Consider the following 16,640-nt stretch of genomic DNA (forward strand, 5'->3'; position numbering starts at 1 on the left):
TTCCAGTGCATCCTTGGTCAGCTATAATCTGTAGAAGAGATTTTTGTTGATCATTACCAAATCAATTACACGCTACATGACCCTATATATGGGATATTGTAAATGCGCTAGCTCATAATAGATGCTTTGCTTATGTAGCCAATCCAACTGCGCATACCAACTTTTGGTGAAATCAGAATCTGATTTCTTTTTGGTTTTGAAAGCAGCAAATAATTCAGGATTGTTCTTTAATAATTCGGCCGCAACATCCTCAAATGCATAGGGTGAAAAACCTTCTTTTTGTTGCAGAATTGTATCGAAGAAATTCCAGTTAAAAAATGAATCCGGCGCTTGTGGCTCTAAAGTTTCCAAGAGGTATCTAAAAGCATTTTGATCTGTAGAAATATAATAATCACCTTTTTTGAAGCTAATGTCTTGGGTTGTTGTGGTGACTTTGGTATTGTAATGCTGGTAATGCCCTTCATAAGCTTGGCTTCTGGTTTGATAAGTGTCAATTTTATAGCTTTCAACAGTCATGGTGGTGTCTTTTTCGAGAACTTTCATTTCAACCTGATTCAGCTTCAATAAGTCAATGATATCCCACCATCCCTGGGGAATAATGTAAGCTGTTGGAATAGATACTTCAACTTTTGGCTTGAAATAGTTTTTATAGACCACCTCTTTTATGAACGGTTTACTTCGGTCATATTTTAAGCGGTGCCCACCTGTAACGTCACTTGGAATCATCCGTCCTTCGAAGCCCTTAAATGTCAGGTTGGTAGATTTTGTAGTGTCTACCATCCAATCCAACGGATAGGTTTTTAAAGCTTGAAATTGTGTCGTTGCGTTTGCACGTAGTTGTTTTATTTTATGGTGATCAATTTCCATGATGTTCAACATGCTTTTCATCAATTCATAAGTGCCTTCCACTCGTGGTTTATATGGTTTGAGCATGTGAGTTTCTACCATCATTCCTAAACTGTTGAACAGTGCCGCGTAGCCAGTAGAATAACGAGGTGAGTCCATAAACTGTGTAAACCCTGCTTCAGGCACATCATTAAAAACATTAACATAAGGCGTGATGTCCCATTGCTTATTGGCTAACCTCTCTTCCAGATTGGGCATCATTTGTTCATGAAGATAGGTGCCCAAATCACCTCCAAGTTTGTTGTGTTGTGTAAATAAATGGGTCAATGTATATTGGTAATCGGCACCATTGCTGACATGGTTGTCAATAAAAACGGCGGGTTGCACCAGATGGTAAATTTGGGTGAAGGTTCGTGCGTTTTTGGTGTCAACTTTTATAAAGTCGCGGTTCAAATCATAATTTCTTGCGTTCCCTCTAAAACCGTAGACCTCTGGTCCAATTTGATTAGTGCGGGTGGTGGCGTTTCTATTTAGACTTCCCCCAACATTATAAATAGGTATGGTTACCAATACGGTATGCATTGGGGCTTTAATTTTGCCTTGTGCCAAATCTCTGAACAAGAGCATTGTGGCATCAATGCCGTCGGGCTCCCCAGGGTGGATGCCGTTGTTGATCAGCATTGTTTGTTTTGTTTTTCTGATGGTTTCAAAGTTGAAAATCCCATCCGGATTGAAAGTCACCAAATGTAAAGGTTTCCCAGAATCTGTCGTACCGATACTGTCCAGATGGATTTGCGAATAACTATCTGCCAAACGTTGATAATACGCAATGACTTCTTGATAGGTCCCCGTTTTAAGTCCGTTACTTTTTTCAAAAACGGTCAAATAGTCATTGGGCGAAATTTTTTCTTGAGCGATGACGGAAAGACTTATAAAAAAGAAAATTAGAACGGTTCTCATCAGGTGTGTTTAGCGATTAATAGCTTCTCATATTTAAACATGCATTGGCTTCCAAATTTAATCAAATTAAACTAATTTTGGGGTCATAAAATCGATATCACAATGCATCAAACTACAAATACAATCTTAATGATTCGTCCTGTTCATTTTAGAATGAACGAACAAACAGCGGTCAATAATTATTTTCAGGAAGACCTGGATCTCAAGAACTCTGAAATCAATACAAAAGCTCAAGCTGAATTTGATGCATTTGTTGAAAAGCTTAGAGCTGTAGGTGTTAACGTTATTGTGGAAGATGATGATAAATTGAATGACACACCAGATTCTATTTTCCCAAATAATTGGGTGAGTTTTCATGAAAATGGTGATGTGGCACTCTATCCTATGTTTGCTGAAAATAGACGTAAGGAAAGACGTGAAGAACTTCTTGATCGGTTGGAGGAAGAAGGCTTTGAGATAACCAATATTGTGGACTATACCAGTGCCGAAGAAGATCATTTCTTTTTGGAAGGTACTGGCAGTATTATCATGGATCGTGTAAATAAAAAGGCATACTGCGCACTATCTCCGAGAGCTGATGAGGAATTGTTTATTGAGTTCTGTGAGGATTTTGATTATTTTCCGGTGATTTTTACAGCATATCAGACAGTGGATGATGAGCGTTTACCTATTTACCACACCAATGTGATGATGTGTCTTGCCGAAACTTTTGCGGTAATCTGCTTGGACAGTATTGATGATAAGAAGGAACGCAAAAATGTGGTGCAACACCTTAAAAAAGACGGGAAAGAAGTGATTGCGATTACAGAATCGCAAATGCATAGTTTTGCTGGTAATATGTTGCAGGTGAGGGGTGCCGATGAAAAACGTTATTTGGCAATGAGTAAAGCCGCACATGATAGTTTGACAAGCTTACAAATTTCTAAATTGTCCATGCATTGCGAGATGCTTTACAGCGATTTGGAAACAATTGAAACCTGTGGCGGCGGAAGTGCCCGTTGTATGATGGCGGAAGTGTTTTTACCGGAAGCAGAATAAATTGACCACCCGTTCGCTTGTCCTGAAGCAGCTTTATCGATAGGAAACGTAATCGAGGTTAAAAGTAAAAATCAATCATTGCTTCCTAAAACTTTGAACTTGGAGCTTTAACCATAAAGGGCACAAAGAGCAGCGCTAAAGTTGCAAGGAAATTGAAGTTGACATCGAAATCAGACAGTGTTATGTATAAACTGAAACTCGGAACCTGAAATTGAAGTCCTGTTTTAGCTTTCCGCTTCCGTTTTGGGAAGTTCAACATAAAATTTGGTGCCTACATTCGCCGTGCTTTCAACCCAGATACGGCCCTGATTGAGCTCTACCAATTCTTTACAAATCGTCAAACCTAAGCCTGTTCCTTTTTCATTTTTGGTGCCAATAGTGGTGAAATTATTGTTTTGAAACAATTTTCTGAGGTTCTCTTTCGGAATGCCAACGCCTGTATCTTCTACACAAATCAACGATTTTCCGTTATGTTCCTTGTTTGAGATGGTGATTATATCTCCGACACGACTGAATTTTACGGCATTTGTAATTAAGTTTTGGATAATAATCTCTACCATACTTTTATCGGCGTAGATAAAATCGCGCTGAGATTCATCAATTACAACAATGCGTTTTTGTTCAATTTTTTGTTCTACTAAACTGATTTTGCTGTGGAATACTTCTTGAATGTCGAAATGTTCGGGATTCGGTTCGAGATTCTGCATTTGGGATTTCGACCAATTTAGAAGATTGAATAATAGTAAGGAAGCATTATCGGCATTTTCACTCAATTCAGGAATCAATTCATTAAACTCCTCTTTAGTAATACTATCCTCCTTAAGTAAATCTAAAAATGCTTTGATTGACGAAATAGAGTCTTTTAGATCATGTGATACAATACTGAACAAGCGATCCTTGACATCGTTGATTTCTTGCAGATGAAGCTTCTGCTCCATAATGGCTTCATTTTGCAGTTGGATCTGCTCATTTTTTTCTTCAAGTTCCTGTGTGTATTTAATGGTGCTTTTTCTTTTTAGATAAATCAAAAGCAAAAATGTCAAAACAATTAAAAATGCAACAATCAGCCCGTAGGAAAGAAGTTTTAAACTTTTAACTTGATTGGTGTTATTATCTGGTTCGTTGGTGCTTGTGAAGGTGGTGGATTCAATAGATGTTTTGCCCTCGAGTATATCTTCAATAGAATCAGTGTCTACTGGTAATTGCGGTTGGTTTTCCTGGTCTAAGATCTGTTTTAAGCTGAAATACTCACGTTGCCAGCGGTAGGCGCTTTGAAACTTCCCGTTGGTGGAGTCCAACGCCATGAGCAACTTATAGTTTTTGAGAAGTTCTTCGTTGTTGCCAACGTCCTTAGCCAAGTTTTGGGCCTCGTAAATCTGACGTTCGGCAAGTCGGGTGTTTTTTTGTTTTAGATTAAGTAGTCCAATGGAGTTCAAAGCTCGTAAAATCCCTTCCTTATCATCTGTTCTTCTGTTAAATTTTAGGCCTTCTACAAGATATTCAGCGGCTTTATCATAATCTTTAAATTTGAGGTATTCTTCTCCAATACGTGGCAATATTTCACCTTTTAAGGATTGGTCGGTTTCGGGGTTGAGCATCCCTAACACGATTTCATAATACTCAATCGCCTTTCGGTGTTCTTTACGTTTAGAATATAATCGGGCGATGTTTTTTGTGGAAATTTTAATACCGGTACTATCTTGCAATCGTTCCCTGACGTTTAGGGCCTTCAAATTAAATTCAAGCGATTTGTCTATTTGACTCGTATTGTAATAGGCATTAGCTAAATTGTTGTAGGCTAAACTAAGATCTTCATATAGGTTTTGTTCTTCAAATATTCTAATGGCCGATAGAGAATTTAATAATCCAGCGTTGTAATTTCCTCTTTTCATCTCTATCAAACCAATACTGTTACTTACTTGTGCAACACCTAAAGCGTCTTGAATTTCAGTGTATAGTTTTTTTGACTTATTAAAATGATCAATAGCATTGAAATAGTCATTTTTATTGGCATAAATAAGGGCTTGAAAATAGTTGGCTGCAGCAACACCTTTAGTGTAGTTTAGTGTTATTGAGAGTTGCTCAGTTTCCGAAATGTAGGAGAGTGCCTTTTGATAATCTTGGGCTTTGTAAAGCGCTTTGATAAGATGAATTGAGGTGTCTACTTTGGCCGTATCCTGATTTTGAAAAGCTAATTGTATAGCAAGACTGTCTATCTCTTTGGTTTGGGCAAAACCAATTGAGACAGCAAAAAAGGCAGCTAAGACAATTAACCGTTTCATTTTTTTGCAATTAGTTAAAATTGTAATACGATGTGATTTGAGCTTGCCTTGAGGGAGAGGATGGCACGTTCACAAAATACAATAACAATGCTGTTAAAGATTTTAAAATATATGTATCAACGTTTTTTGGGACCTTGATTAATAGCTTGCCAAAAATGGATAAAAGGGTTTTAATAAGCTAATTTTCGGGTTTTAATGCCAATAAATTAGATAAAGTGATGTGCGTTATTTTTCGAATTTATTGGATATCAGTTGAAAGACCAATTTCTTAGAAAAACGGCGCAATTGTCGATGAAATGCACTCACGGGTTCAAAGGAAAATAGGGCTTAATTAAAACATTGAATACCATTAATTTAGTAGTATTGTGAAAATGAAATGTTTATTGGTTATCTTCAATAAAATTAAATAACAGAAAAATGAAAAGAACAATCAAAACCATTCTGATGGTTGTAGGAGCTGTTTTGTTGGTATATGGAATTTATAAGTTAATTGTACCTGAAGCCTCTATTGGAATTGGTGATTTGAGCATTGACGTTCAAGATAATACTGATGCTTATATGACCATTGGTCTTGGTTTGGTTGCTATGGCATTGGGATTCCTCGGAGCTAAGAAACCATAATCAATGCTATTGAGATTTTCATCATGCGAATGGTGAAGCATTTTTTTGAATCTTGTTGCTTGTGTCAACCTCGTTAATTGCTTTTACAATATCACGTAGATGGAGTTATTATCAAAATATTCGTTCCAAACTCTACTGTAATTCCATAAAAACCAAGTCTGTTTCGATTCTGTTCGACGTTTTGAAGTGTATGTTACGCGTTTAATTCGAGAATTACAATGTCGCACATTCATAAACCGCAAGTTTATCTTAATCCATATTCTTGTTTTACATACTTGAGAGGGCCTTTGTGATGATAGATCAGCCCAAGCATCCGAATAATGGAAATATAGGGGAACATCCATTAGTTTATCTTTAATAGTTAAGCATCTGATAAGCGGCTATGTTCTTTAGTTGGTGTGTGCCATAGTTTTAGACGGACGAGAATAGCTCTATTTTTAGAAACATAATCTAAACTACTGGTAGGAATGCCACTTTTACCTTTGTAATCTAAATTTTATTTTTCAAATTCGGATTGAAATGACAAATCCATAACTTTATAAAGATGAGGTTCGTCTGGTGTTAAAGCGTAGGGAATATCACTGAATCCGTCGCATCCTGTGATTAGAAATAGAATGCTCAGATAGTAGAATTGGTTGTTTTTGAGAAGTTGTCGTATTTAAAGTTGATCAAATTGAAAAAGACGAGATGATGCTATTTTAAGCCATTTTAGAACATACAGTTTTTCCGCGACAATAGAGCTTTTGCATCGGAAAAAATTTAATTAAAATCTTATCTTTGCACACTTAAAATAAACAACAAATGAATCTTCAGGAGACCTTATCACATCAAGTTAGAAAAGCAGTAAACGATATTTTTGGCGCGACCTTAGAGTCGGTTGAACTACAATCCACCCGTAAAGAGTTTGTGGGTGATGTTACCGTCGTTATTTTTCCAATGTTGCGTGTGGTAAAAGGAAATCCAGTCCAAATTGGTGAGCAAATTGGTCAATATCTATTGGAAAACATTGATGAGGTAAAATCTTTCAATGTTGTGAAAGGCTTTTTAAACATTGAAATTGAGGATGCACATTATCTCAATATTTTTGAAACCATAAAAGATCAGAAATCTTACGGCTTTAAAGCTCCTCAACCAGAAGATAAAGCCATAATGGTGGAATATTCATCGCCAAACACCAATAAGCCTTTGCATTTAGGGCATATTAGAAACAACTTATTGGGTTATAGTGTTTCTGAAATATTAAAAGCTTCGGGTAAAAAAGTATATAAAACGCAAATTATCAATGACCGTGGGATTCATATTTGTAAGAGTATGTTGGCTTGGAAACGCTATGGTAATGGAGCGACACCTGAATCGACAGGTTTGAAGGGAGATAAACTTGTTGGTAATTATTATGTGAAATTTGATCAACAATACAAAAAAGAAATTCAGGAGTTAATAGATCAAGGAAAATCGGAGGAAGAGGCTAAAAAACAGGCGCCAGTGATTGTTGAAGCTCAAGAAATGCTACAGAAATGGGAGGCAGGTGATGCAGAAACCGTAGCGCTTTGGGAAAAATTGAACGGCTGGGTTTACAAAGGTTTTGATGAAACCTATGAAAATTTAGGCGTTGATTTTGATAGTTTGTATTACGAAAGCGAAACCTATCTTTTAGGGAAGGAATTTGTTGCAGAAGGCTTAAAATCAGGTGTCTTTTTTAAAAAAGAAGATGGCTCCGTTTGGTGTGATTTGACTGAAGACGGATTGGATGAAAAAATTGTGCTGCGTGCTGACGGAACTGCGGTTTATATGACCCAAGATATTGGAACCGCAATTCAGCGGGTTAAAGATTTTCCTGATGTTGGCGGAATGGTATATACGGTTGGAAACGAACAGGAATATCATTTTCAAGTGTTGTTTTTAATTATAAAAAAGCTTGGATTTGAATGGGCGAAAAATCTGTTCCATTTAAGTTATGGGATGGTCGATTTGCCTTCCGGTAAAATGAAAAGTAGAGAAGGCACCGTAGTTGATGCCGATGACTTGATTGTTGAAATGGCACAAACTGCCGAAGAGATTTCTGAAGAACTGGGCAAGCTGGAAGGGTATTCAGATGCTGAAAAAGATGCACTTTATAAATCCATTGGTTTAGGTGCTTTAAAATATTATATCTTAAAGGTCGATCCGAGAAAACGTATTCTTTTCGATCCTAAGGAATCCATCGATTTTCAAGGCAATACGGGGCCGTTTATCCAATATACGTACGCCAGAATCCAGTCCATTTTAAGAAAATCAGATTTAGGAGTTGCCATTGACACGGGGTCCCTTAACCTTCATGAGAAAGAAAAGGAATTGATTAAACAATTATTGTTGTTTCCTGAAGTTATCCAAAATGCAGCAGAAAATCATAGTCCGGCATTAGTGGCCAACTACACCTATGATTTAGTTAAAGAGTTTAATTCCTTTTATCAGAATGTATCCATCCTGGGTGCCGAAAACGATACTGAAAAAGCCTTTCGGGTCGCTTTGTCAAATACCGTTGCGGTGACCATTAAAAATGCATTTGGACTATTGGGTATTGATGTGCCTGAACGAATGTAATTTAGTGGATCTCATATCTTAAATGCAAGGCCATTTAGTAATGAAGGTTGTTCTGATGGCTATCAGAATTAATGAGATCCGAAGTTCAAGGCCTGACAAGCTTGACAAGATGATATTTATTAAGCCCTTAGGTTTTATAAATAGACATCAAATATGTAAATTTGCAACTGAAAATTTAATTCTTGTAGTTTTAAACACTGCAAATAGAAGACTGAAGACATATGTTTAATAATTTAAGTGAAAAGTTAGATAAAGCCCTACACGTCCTTAAAGGGCATGGAAGTATTACGGAAGTCAACGTAGCTGAAACCTTAAAAGAGGTGCGTAGAGCATTGTTGGACGCCGATGTCAACTTTAAGATTGCCAAGGAATTTACCAATACGGTTAAGGAAAAAGCATTGGGTCAAAACGTTTTGACCACTTTACAGCCTGGACAGCTGATGGTAAAGTTGGTTAAGGATGAGTTGACTGAACTTATGGGCGGTGATGCTGAAGACATCGATCTTTCAGGCAATCCGAGTGTGATTTTGATGTCTGGTTTACAGGGTTCTGGTAAAACGACTTTCTCCGGTAAACTTGCCAATTATCTTAAAAATAAAAAAACAAAGAAACCTTTATTGGTGGCCTGTGACGTCTATCGTCCGGCTGCGGTTGATCAACTTCATGTGGTTGGAGATCAAATCAATGTTGAGGTGTATAGTGATAAAGGGAACACAGATCCGGTGGCCATTGCAAATGCTGGTATTGCACATGCAAAAGCAAACGGTCATAATGTGGTTATTATTGATACCGCTGGACGTTTGGCAGTTGATGAGACGATGATGACGGAGATTTCCAATATCCGCGATGCCATTCAGCCACAGGAAATTTTATTTGTGGTAGATGCCATGACCGGTCAAGATGCTGTTAATACTGCAAAAGCCTTTAATGATGTCCTAAACTTTGATGGTGTAATCCTTACCAAATTAGATGGTGATACCCGTGGTGGTGCGGCCATTTCCATTAAATCAGTAGTGGACAAACCTATCAAGTTTATTGGTACTGGTGAGAAAATGGAAGCCATTGACGTATTCTATCCATCACGTATGGCCGATCGTATTTTGGGGATGGGGGATGTTGTGTCTTTGGTTGAGCGTGCCCAGGAGCAGTTTGATGAAGAAGAAGCACGTAAACTTCAAAAGAAAATTGCTAAAAATCAATTTGGTTTTGATGATTTCTTAAAGCAGATTCAGCAAATTAAGAAAATGGGGAACATGAAAGACCTTATAGGTATGATCCCTGGTGCCGGAAAAATGATGAAAGATATTGATATTGATGATGATGCCTTTAAGGGTATTGAGGCTATCATCCATTCCATGACACCATTAGAAAGAGCAAATCCATCAGTTATAAATGCCAGTAGAAAGAAACGTATTGGAAAAGGTTCTGGAACTTCTGTGCAGGAAGTCAATCAGCTTCTAAAACAATTCAACCAAATGAGCAAAATGATGAAGATGATGCAGGGCGGTAAAGGGAAAGCGATGATGCAGGCGATGAAGGGAATGAGATAAAATTTCAGTTGACAGGCAGTTACTCTACTATTAAACAAAACATACATCTTTAACGTCTCTGCGAGAAAATTATTCGTGTATTCGTGCTTAATTAAACACAAAAAGAATGACAATCCTAGATGGAAAAAAAATAAGCAATGACATTAAGAATGAAATTGCCGAACAAGTAAAAAAAATGAAAGAAAATGGCGAGAAAGTACCGCATCTCGCCGCAATTATTGTAGGTAATGATGGTGCAAGTTTAACCTATGTGGCCAGTAAAGTAAGAGCTTGTGAACGTGTGGGATTTGAATCCACCATGGTGCGCCTTTCCAATACGACAAGTCAAGTGGAATTATTGGATAAGATCAAAGAATTAAATGAAAACTCGGATATTGATGGCTTTATTATTCAATTGCCATTGCCGAAGCAAATTGATACACAAAAAGTCCTTTTAGCGGTCAATCCAGATAAGGATGTGGATGGTTTTCATCCGATGAACTTTGGCAAAATGGCTCTTGATATGTCAACATTTATTCCTGCTACGCCTTTTGGTATCTTAGAATTATTAGACAGATACAATGTTGATACTCAAGGAAAGCATACCGTTGTTATTGGCCGTAGTCATATTGTTGGACGCCCAATGAGTATTTTAATGGGAAGGAAAGGGTTTCCTGGCAACTCTACTGTTACTTTAACGCACAGTCATACCAAAAACATCACCCAAATCACATCTCAAGCGGACATTATTATTTCAGCTCTCGGAGTGCCAAATTTCCTAAAAGCAGAAATGGTAAAGGATGATGCCGTAATTATTGATGTGGGAATTACCCGTGTTCCTGATGACACTACTGAAAAAGGGTATCGTATTACTGGTGATGTTGATTTTGAAAACGTTAGTAAAAAAGCAAGTTTTATAACTCCAGTTCCTGGTGGTGTTGGACCTATGACAATTGCCATGTTGTTGAAAAACACGCTTTTGGCGAGAGAACGTCAAATGTAAATCTCCATAAAAAAGAAGAATAGGGCCTTATGCAAATTTCAGTTCTAACAGTGCCCTTAGCAGTACAACGAGTCGTGATGGGAAGTATAGAACATTGGCTTCCCATTATTTTTGCTTCTTTGGTTGGGTTTGTGACCATACGATATGCCAAGAATAATCTGCTCAAAAACGAACAGCATCGTCTTATTCATTTCATAGCCATTGGTATCTCCATTACAGTAATTAGCTTTCATCTTCATAAGGTGATATTTGAAGACTATGATCTTCAAAAAGATTTACCTTTATACTTATGTAGCCTGTTGGCAATTTTAATTCCCATATTCACATGGTATCGTAAATTTTGGATGTATGAAGTCTTGGTGTTTTGGGTTATTGCTGGCACCTTACAGGCTGTGATCACTCCTGATATTGCATCAGGTTTTCCAACATTCAACTACTTTCGGTATTGGGTGGTGCATCTGGGATTGTTATTTGTTATAGGCTACGCAACAATCGTCCTTAGAATGACTCCAAATTTTAAAAGTGTGTTTAAGTCATTTTTTGTTTTACAACTGTATTTTTTGACAATAATGTTGGTGAACCACCTTTTAAACGCCAATTATTTCTACCTCAGTCAAAAGCCGAAATCAGCATCGTTATTGGATTATTTTGGGGAATGGCCGATGTATATCATCGTTGTTCAAGTAATATTATTGCCGTATTTTTTGCTCATCTACGTTCCGTTCTATTTGTACAATAGGGAAAGAGCAAATAAAATCATTAATAAAAAGTAACTTATTTGGCAAATAATTGATCCATGTCTTTAAAGGCCTTAAACTCTAAAGCATTGCCAGAAGGATCCTTGAAAAACATCGTAGCTTGTTCTCCAACCTCTCCTTCAAAACGAATGTAAGGCTCAATAATAAATTCAACACCTTGAGTAGTCAGGTGTTTGGCAAAATCTTCAAAAGATTGCCATGGCAGCACAACGCCGTAATGTGGTACCGGAACATTTTTGCCATCTACACTATTGCTGTGTGATTCTTCTGCTGACTTCGGTTTATAATGAATGACCAATTGGTGGCCAAAAAAATTGAAATCCACCCAATGATCAGAACTTCTACCTTCTTCACAGTTTAAAACATCTTTATAAAAAGATCGACATTCCTCAAGATTATGTACAGGAATGGCAATGTGGAATGGAGATAAGGTTGTAGACATGATTTAATTTGTTGGTTCGTCTTTTCTGTACTTCAACATAGAAACACCAGCTAAGAAGAAGATGCCTCCTAATATGGATAAAGCCCAGGGACTTAAAGAAGTAAAGTTGTTCCCGAATATTCCCAAGACACCAAGTATTAAGGCAATCATTCCGCCAATGGTCAGTATTAATGCTAAGATTCTAATCATATATAGTTAATTTAAGATGTTGTATGCTTTTGCCATTATTGTTTGTATGAATGTTTGGGTTCCTATAAAGCAACCGGTGTTTCAATCTCAAGTTCTTTTTTTTCGAGTTGGAGATTTTTCTTCTGCCATCCGTTTTGCCGAATTATCCAAAAGCGCATTCAATTCTTTGAATTCTTCTTGCGTTAACTCTCGATAAGTGCCAATAGGCATATCCAATTTAATGTTCATGATCCGAACGCGTTTCAAAGATTCTACCTCATAATCCAAATACTCACACATTCTACGAATTTGACGGTTCAAACCTTGGGTTAAAATAATCCTGAATTCATTGGTGTCCAGTTTCTCTACAAAACATTTTTTTGTGATGGTATTTAAAATGGGCACACCGTTAGACATGCGCTCAATAAACGTCTGCGAAATAGGCTTATTGACCGTTACCAAATACTCTTTTTCATTATTATAACCAGCTCTCAATATTCTGTTGACAATATCACCATCATCGGTAAGTAAAATTAAACCTTCACTCGGTTTGTCCAATCGTCCAATCGGAAAAATTCGTTTATGATAGTTGATATAGTCAATTATATTATCTTTCTCAACACGTGTGTCCGTAGTGCAAACGATGCCAATAGGCTTATTGAAGGCTAAATAAACAAAATCTTCATTGGTGTCTTTAACCAGTTTTCCATCAACATGGACAACGTCGCTTTTCGAGATTTTCGTACCCATTTCCGGAACTTTTCCGTTGATGGTGACGCGTCCTGCTTCAATGAGTTTATCGGCTTCCCTGCGTGAGCAATAGCCTACTTCGCTTAAAAATTTGTTGATACGTTTGAGATTTTCTTCCATAACACAAAGATAATGGTTTTAGGCATCAATGAAGGCGTAAATATGTTCAGCAACGGAAGCGTCCATTAAAGAATGGCCTAATCCCTTGGTGGTAATTAGCTGACTGTTTTTAAAACTGTTCCTTATCAGTAATGCATCATTATAAGGGATTATATGGTCGTCTTGGTCATGAATAATCAAGCCTTCAGATTCAATTGTTTCAAGAAACCTTGCGGTTGATAAAGTGTCAGAAGGACTGCCAAAACGTTGGATTATGGTCTCTTCCAACTGTGTAACAATCCGTTGGTTATAACCCAACATATCCGTATAGCGTTTTATGACATCCTGAAATTCAGAAGGTGCGCCCAGCAGAATGATTTTCTTTAACTTGCTAAATTGATATTTATGTAGAAAAAAAGCGGAGGCCATACCACCAACAGAATGTCCGATAAGGATGTCAGGTGAAAAACGTCTGGCAACAACATTAATGAACTCAGCATATAACATGGCGTCAAAAGCACGACCTCCCGATTTGCCATGAGCAGGAGCGTCAAGAGCAATGACGTTAAAACCTTTCTTTTTAAGTGCTAAAATCAATTTTTTCCATCGCGCAGAATTACTTTCCCAGCCATGGGTCAATAAAATGGTTTGCTTTTTTCCCAACCATCTATAAGTCATAATCGGATAATGTTCATATTTAAGTTCTTCTTGGTAAGCGGTATGTGAAAAATCCGATTGCTCCTCATTTATCCGTCCAGCTCGTGGTTTGGTAAATAAGTACATGGCCTTATTTGCAGCATAAGGTTTTGAAACATAGCTCAGCATATTATAATAGGTCCCAATTAATTTGATAAGAACTTCCTTCATGAAATTTTGGCTGCGGGATTAATCTTCTCTATGAACAAGATCCATTGAGAATGCGGGAAGGCAAACGGCAAGATATTCACAAGGTTCCGTATACGGATTTGAATATTGAACACGTGTGTTTTTGTCTATTTTTATAGACTCCCCCGCTGATAAAATAACGGTTTCGCCGTCAATTATAAATTGCTTTTTACCACTTATGATAAATGTGTATTCGTCAAACTCCGGAGTTTGAAAAGGTTCACTCCAACCCGCTGGCGCCTTCATATGCGCAATGCTTAATTTGGAGTTGCCATCTGTAGCCTGTCCGAAATGTTCTTTAATGATTTTACCATCGGTTGTCGGAACAACAAAAGGTGACCTTTGTATGATATAGGGTTTATTTGCCATTAATTCTGTTTTGTTATTAGGGATTAGTATTAATAATATGATTTTCAAATAAATTCCATGCCAAAGATATTCAGAGCAATCATAATTAATAAAATTGAAAAAATGAATTCATCTGTTTCGTTTGTCAGAGGTTAATTCCAATGGATGAAAAAGTACTTTATTTTGGCATTATCAGGAATTTGTGAGGCTTCAATAGAAATGCTTCTATCGAAGCGTAAATTGGATGGTAATTCCTTTTTGTCGATTGTAAAGGAGGCATTGATTTCATTAACACTTACACTAATGGAGTTGATGAGGTTATCAATTTTTGAAATTTCATAAGCATCTTGGATATCCTTAAAGGTGCTCTGTGTTGAAATGCCTTTTTCAGTTTTGTAGCGCGGATCTAAAATCCGGATATTGTTGATCACAGAAGTTGAATCGGCTCTTCTTTGAGGCGATATACTTAACAGTGCCACGCCATCTCTATCGAAAATTTCGATGTTGTCAATATTTCTGGTAAATTCATCTCTGCCGATATAATTGGCAACGGAATCTTTATCAAATACCATATGTAAATCTTTGACTTGTGTTGAATCTGTTAAATTGCCAATATTTTGCTTTTTGATCAAAAATGGATCTTGTTCCTTTCCACAGCTGGTCAATATGAATGAAATTATAACAATAAAAATAAAAGGTTTTTGCATGTTTAATAGTGATTTTAATTTCCGTTAGGTTTATGATTTCCGGTAGATAATAGATTTGTTTTACTTCTTTTTCATGGCTTTTGACAGAATGCCAAAAACACTTCTTATAAATGTGGCACTGGTAAGGACTTTTACAATCGGATTCATTGCAGAACTACGTCGAGTGGTCCGAGTGCGTTGCTTGGATTGGGCTTTCTTTAAGTCTTCCAATTCCTTTTTTACTTTTTCTTTTTCTTCCTCCGCCTGTGCTTTTTCAATCTTTCTGTTGAGCATTTCGTAGGCACTGTCTCTGTCAATGGTCTCATTATATTTTTTAATTAATTTGGACTTAGACAATAGATTTGATAACTCATCATCGGTGAGAATATCCATACGGCTCATTGGTGCGCGCATCAATGTGGCGGCCAATGGAGTGGGACGGCCTTTTTCATCCAAAGCACTTACCAGAGCTTCACCCGTTCCTAAAGAGGTTAAAACACTTGCCGTATCATAATAAATGGTGTCAGGATAATTTTGTGCGGCCAATTTGATTGCTTTTCTGTCTTTGGCAGTAAAAGCACGTAGGGCATGCTGAACTTTTAAGCCCAACTGACTCAAAACCGCTTCAGGAATATCGGTAGGGTTCTGGGTTACAAAATAAATTCCAACCCCTTTACTCCTGATTAATTTAACAATGCTCTCAATTTGATTTAATAGTGCTCTTGATGCTTGATTAAAAATTAGATGGGCTTCTTCAATAAATATGATAAGTTCCGGTCGGTCGGTATCACCTCTTTCTGGAAAAGTAGAATAGATTTCCGCCAATAGCGTGAGCATAAAGGTTGAAAATAGCTTTGGACGGTCTTGTATGTCGGTTAACCGAAGAATATTGATATAGCCCCTGCCGTTCTCGTCAATATTTAATAAATCGTCCACTTCAAAGGAGGTTTCTCCAAAGAACAAATCAGCGCCTTGTTGTTCCAAGGCTACAAGTTTCCTTAAAATAGCCCCAGTTGAAGCGGTTGAAATCCGACCATATTCGGCTTCAAATTCATCTTTACCTTCTTGAGTTGAATATTGTAAGATCTTTTTAAAATCCTTAATGTCCAAAAGAGGCATCTTATGGTCATCGCAATATTTGAATATCACGGAGACAATTCCCGCTTGTGTTTCCGTCAATTCCAAAATTCTCGATAAAAGTACAGGACCAAATTCGCTCACCGTTGCTCTCAATCGGACGCCATCTTGTTCAGACAAGGTTAGAATCTCGACAGGAAAACCCTTTGCTTTGTGCGGAATTCCAATTTTGGCGTGACGTTCATCTATTTTGGGGTGGGGTGCACCGGGCACTGCTAGTCCGCTTAAATCGCCCTTGATATCCATGAGTAAAACAGGAATTCCTTTTTCTGAAAGACCTTCCGCCAATACCTGCAAGGTTTTTGTTTTACCCGTTCCGGTAGCACCTGCAATGAGACCATGCCTATTTAAGGTTTTCAGTGGAACATTGACCAAGGCATTCGTAATGGTCTCTCCATCCAACATGGCAGCACCTAGGGTAATAAACTCGCCTTTGTTGGTGTTTCCGTCTAGAATATGTTTGAAGAAATCATCCTTTCTGGCCATAAATTTTAAATTTTGGATAAAA

Annotated in this window: 15 protein-coding genes; 6 read left to right on the forward strand and 9 right to left on the reverse strand. The window is 37.4% G+C overall.

Translation table 11 applies throughout. The features are described from left to right. Positions 1–72: 72 nt before the first annotated feature. On the reverse strand, positions 73–1,806 hold the full coding sequence (locus tag H3Z82_RS13580) for a M14 family metallopeptidase (protein ID WP_182206050.1): 1,734 nt from the start codon (positions 1,804–1,806) through the stop codon (positions 73–75). A 102-nt stretch (positions 1,807–1,908) separates the two neighbouring features. Between H3Z82_RS13580 and ctlX the strand changes: the two genes are divergently transcribed. After that, entirely contained in the window at positions 1,909–2,844 is a 936-nt protein-coding gene (gene ctlX / locus H3Z82_RS13585; protein ID WP_182206051.1) for a citrulline utilization hydrolase CtlX, read from the forward strand. A gap of 224 nt (positions 2,845–3,068) precedes the next feature. Here the strand turns inward: ctlX and H3Z82_RS13590 are convergent, their stop codons facing one another. After that, positions 3,069–5,126: a tetratricopeptide repeat-containing sensor histidine kinase gene (locus H3Z82_RS13590; RefSeq protein ID WP_182206052.1), complete on the reverse strand. Its 2,058-nt coding sequence runs from the start codon at positions 5,124–5,126 to the stop codon at positions 3,069–3,071. 417 nt (positions 5,127–5,543) lie between these two features. On the opposite strand from H3Z82_RS13590, the gene H3Z82_RS13595 reads away from it, so the two are divergent. From H3Z82_RS13595 to H3Z82_RS13615, 5 genes are all read left to right on the forward strand, one after another. After that, positions 5,544–5,747, forward strand: a complete 204-nt coding sequence (locus H3Z82_RS13595) for a hypothetical protein (protein WP_182206053.1) — start codon at positions 5,544–5,546, stop codon at positions 5,745–5,747. Positions 5,748–6,548: 801 nt separating this feature from the next. After that, positions 6,549–8,327 carry an arginine--tRNA ligase gene (gene argS, locus H3Z82_RS13600; RefSeq protein WP_182206054.1) on the forward strand — a complete coding sequence of 593 codons (1,779 nt, stop codon included), beginning with the start codon at positions 6,549–6,551 and terminating at the stop codon, positions 8,325–8,327. A gap of 221 nt (positions 8,328–8,548) precedes the next feature. After that, positions 8,549–9,877, forward strand: coding sequence for a signal recognition particle protein (gene ffh / locus H3Z82_RS13605; protein WP_182206055.1), 1,329 nt, complete (start codon positions 8,549–8,551; stop codon positions 9,875–9,877). A 106-nt stretch (positions 9,878–9,983) separates the two neighbouring features. Next, positions 9,984–10,859: a bifunctional 5,10-methylenetetrahydrofolate dehydrogenase/5,10-methenyltetrahydrofolate cyclohydrolase gene (locus tag H3Z82_RS13610; protein ID WP_182206056.1), complete on the forward strand. Its 876-nt coding sequence runs from the start codon at positions 9,984–9,986 to the stop codon at positions 10,857–10,859. A 29-nt stretch (positions 10,860–10,888) separates the two neighbouring features. Next, complete coding sequence (locus H3Z82_RS13615) at positions 10,889–11,632, forward strand: YwaF family protein (RefSeq protein ID WP_182206057.1); 744 nt, start codon at positions 10,889–10,891, stop codon at positions 11,630–11,632. A 1-nt stretch (position 11,633) separates the two neighbouring features. Here H3Z82_RS13615 and H3Z82_RS13620 read toward each other — a convergent pair whose 3' ends face one another. From H3Z82_RS13620 to H3Z82_RS13650, 7 genes are all read right to left on the reverse strand, one after another. Continuing rightward, positions 11,634–12,059, reverse strand: a complete 426-nt coding sequence (locus H3Z82_RS13620) for a VOC family protein (protein ID WP_182206058.1) — start codon at positions 12,057–12,059, stop codon at positions 11,634–11,636. A 3-nt stretch (positions 12,060–12,062) separates the two neighbouring features. After that, positions 12,063–12,248 carry a hypothetical protein gene (locus H3Z82_RS13625; protein ID WP_182206059.1) on the reverse strand — a complete coding sequence of 62 codons (186 nt, stop codon included), beginning with the start codon at positions 12,246–12,248 and terminating at the stop codon, positions 12,063–12,065. A gap of 87 nt (positions 12,249–12,335) precedes the next feature. Further along, positions 12,336–13,097, reverse strand: coding sequence for a 23S rRNA pseudouridine(2604) synthase RluF (gene rluF, locus H3Z82_RS13630; RefSeq protein WP_182206060.1), 762 nt, complete (start codon positions 13,095–13,097; stop codon positions 12,336–12,338). Positions 13,098–13,115: 18 nt separating this feature from the next. Next, a complete protein-coding gene (locus H3Z82_RS13635) occupies positions 13,116–13,943 on the reverse strand; it encodes an alpha/beta hydrolase (protein ID WP_182206061.1) in 828 nt (275 codons plus the stop codon). A gap of 18 nt (positions 13,944–13,961) precedes the next feature. After that, positions 13,962–14,330 carry a cupin domain-containing protein gene (locus tag H3Z82_RS13640; protein WP_182206062.1) on the reverse strand — a complete coding sequence of 123 codons (369 nt, stop codon included), beginning with the start codon at positions 14,328–14,330 and terminating at the stop codon, positions 13,962–13,964. A 131-nt stretch (positions 14,331–14,461) separates the two neighbouring features. Next, a complete protein-coding gene (locus H3Z82_RS13645) occupies positions 14,462–15,016 on the reverse strand; it encodes a hypothetical protein (RefSeq protein ID WP_182206063.1) in 555 nt (184 codons plus the stop codon). A gap of 60 nt (positions 15,017–15,076) precedes the next feature. After that, a complete protein-coding gene (locus tag H3Z82_RS13650; RefSeq protein WP_182206064.1) occupies positions 15,077–16,618 on the reverse strand; it encodes a helicase HerA-like domain-containing protein in 1,542 nt (513 codons plus the stop codon). Positions 16,619–16,640 lie beyond the last annotated feature (22 nt).

The sequence above is a fragment of the Gelidibacter maritimus genome (assembly GCF_014062315.1).
Lineage (GTDB): Bacteria > Bacteroidota > Bacteroidia > Flavobacteriales > Flavobacteriaceae > Gelidibacter > Gelidibacter maritimus.

Bases quoted from the DNA above. Each gene is read 5' to 3' on its own strand.
- H3Z82_RS13620 (WP_182206058.1), bottom strand. From the start codon at position 12,059: ATGTCTACAACCTTATCTCCATTCCACATTGCCATTCCTGTACATAAT.
- ctlX (WP_182206051.1), top strand. From the start codon at position 1,909: ATGCATCAAACTACAAATACAATCTTAATGATTCGTCCTGTTCATTTT.
- H3Z82_RS13595 (WP_182206053.1), top strand. From the start codon at position 5,544: ATGAAAAGAACAATCAAAACCATTCTGATGGTTGTAGGAGCTGTTTTG.
- ffh (WP_182206055.1), top strand. From the start codon at position 8,549: ATGTTTAATAATTTAAGTGAAAAGTTAGATAAAGCCCTACACGTCCTT.
- H3Z82_RS13580 (WP_182206050.1), bottom strand. From the start codon at position 1,806: ATGAGAACCGTTCTAATTTTCTTTTTTATAAGTCTTTCCGTCATCGCT.
- H3Z82_RS13645 (WP_182206063.1), bottom strand. From the start codon at position 15,016: ATGCAAAAACCTTTTATTTTTATTGTTATAATTTCATTCATATTGACC.
- H3Z82_RS13650 (WP_182206064.1), bottom strand. From the start codon at position 16,618: ATGGCCAGAAAGGATGATTTCTTCAAACATATTCTAGACGGAAACACC.
- argS (WP_182206054.1), top strand. From the start codon at position 6,549: ATGAATCTTCAGGAGACCTTATCACATCAAGTTAGAAAAGCAGTAAAC.
- H3Z82_RS13640 (WP_182206062.1), bottom strand. From the start codon at position 14,330: ATGGCAAATAAACCCTATATCATACAAAGGTCACCTTTTGTTGTTCCG.
- H3Z82_RS13610 (WP_182206056.1), top strand. From the start codon at position 9,984: ATGACAATCCTAGATGGAAAAAAAATAAGCAATGACATTAAGAATGAA.
- H3Z82_RS13635 (WP_182206061.1), bottom strand. From the start codon at position 13,943: ATGAAGGAAGTTCTTATCAAATTAATTGGGACCTATTATAATATGCTG.
- H3Z82_RS13590 (WP_182206052.1), bottom strand. From the start codon at position 5,126: ATGAAACGGTTAATTGTCTTAGCTGCCTTTTTTGCTGTCTCAATTGGT.
- H3Z82_RS13625 (WP_182206059.1), bottom strand. From the start codon at position 12,248: ATGATTAGAATCTTAGCATTAATACTGACCATTGGCGGAATGATTGCC.
- rluF (WP_182206060.1), bottom strand. From the start codon at position 13,097: ATGGAAGAAAATCTCAAACGTATCAACAAATTTTTAAGCGAAGTAGGC.
- H3Z82_RS13615 (WP_182206057.1), top strand. From the start codon at position 10,889: ATGCAAATTTCAGTTCTAACAGTGCCCTTAGCAGTACAACGAGTCGTG.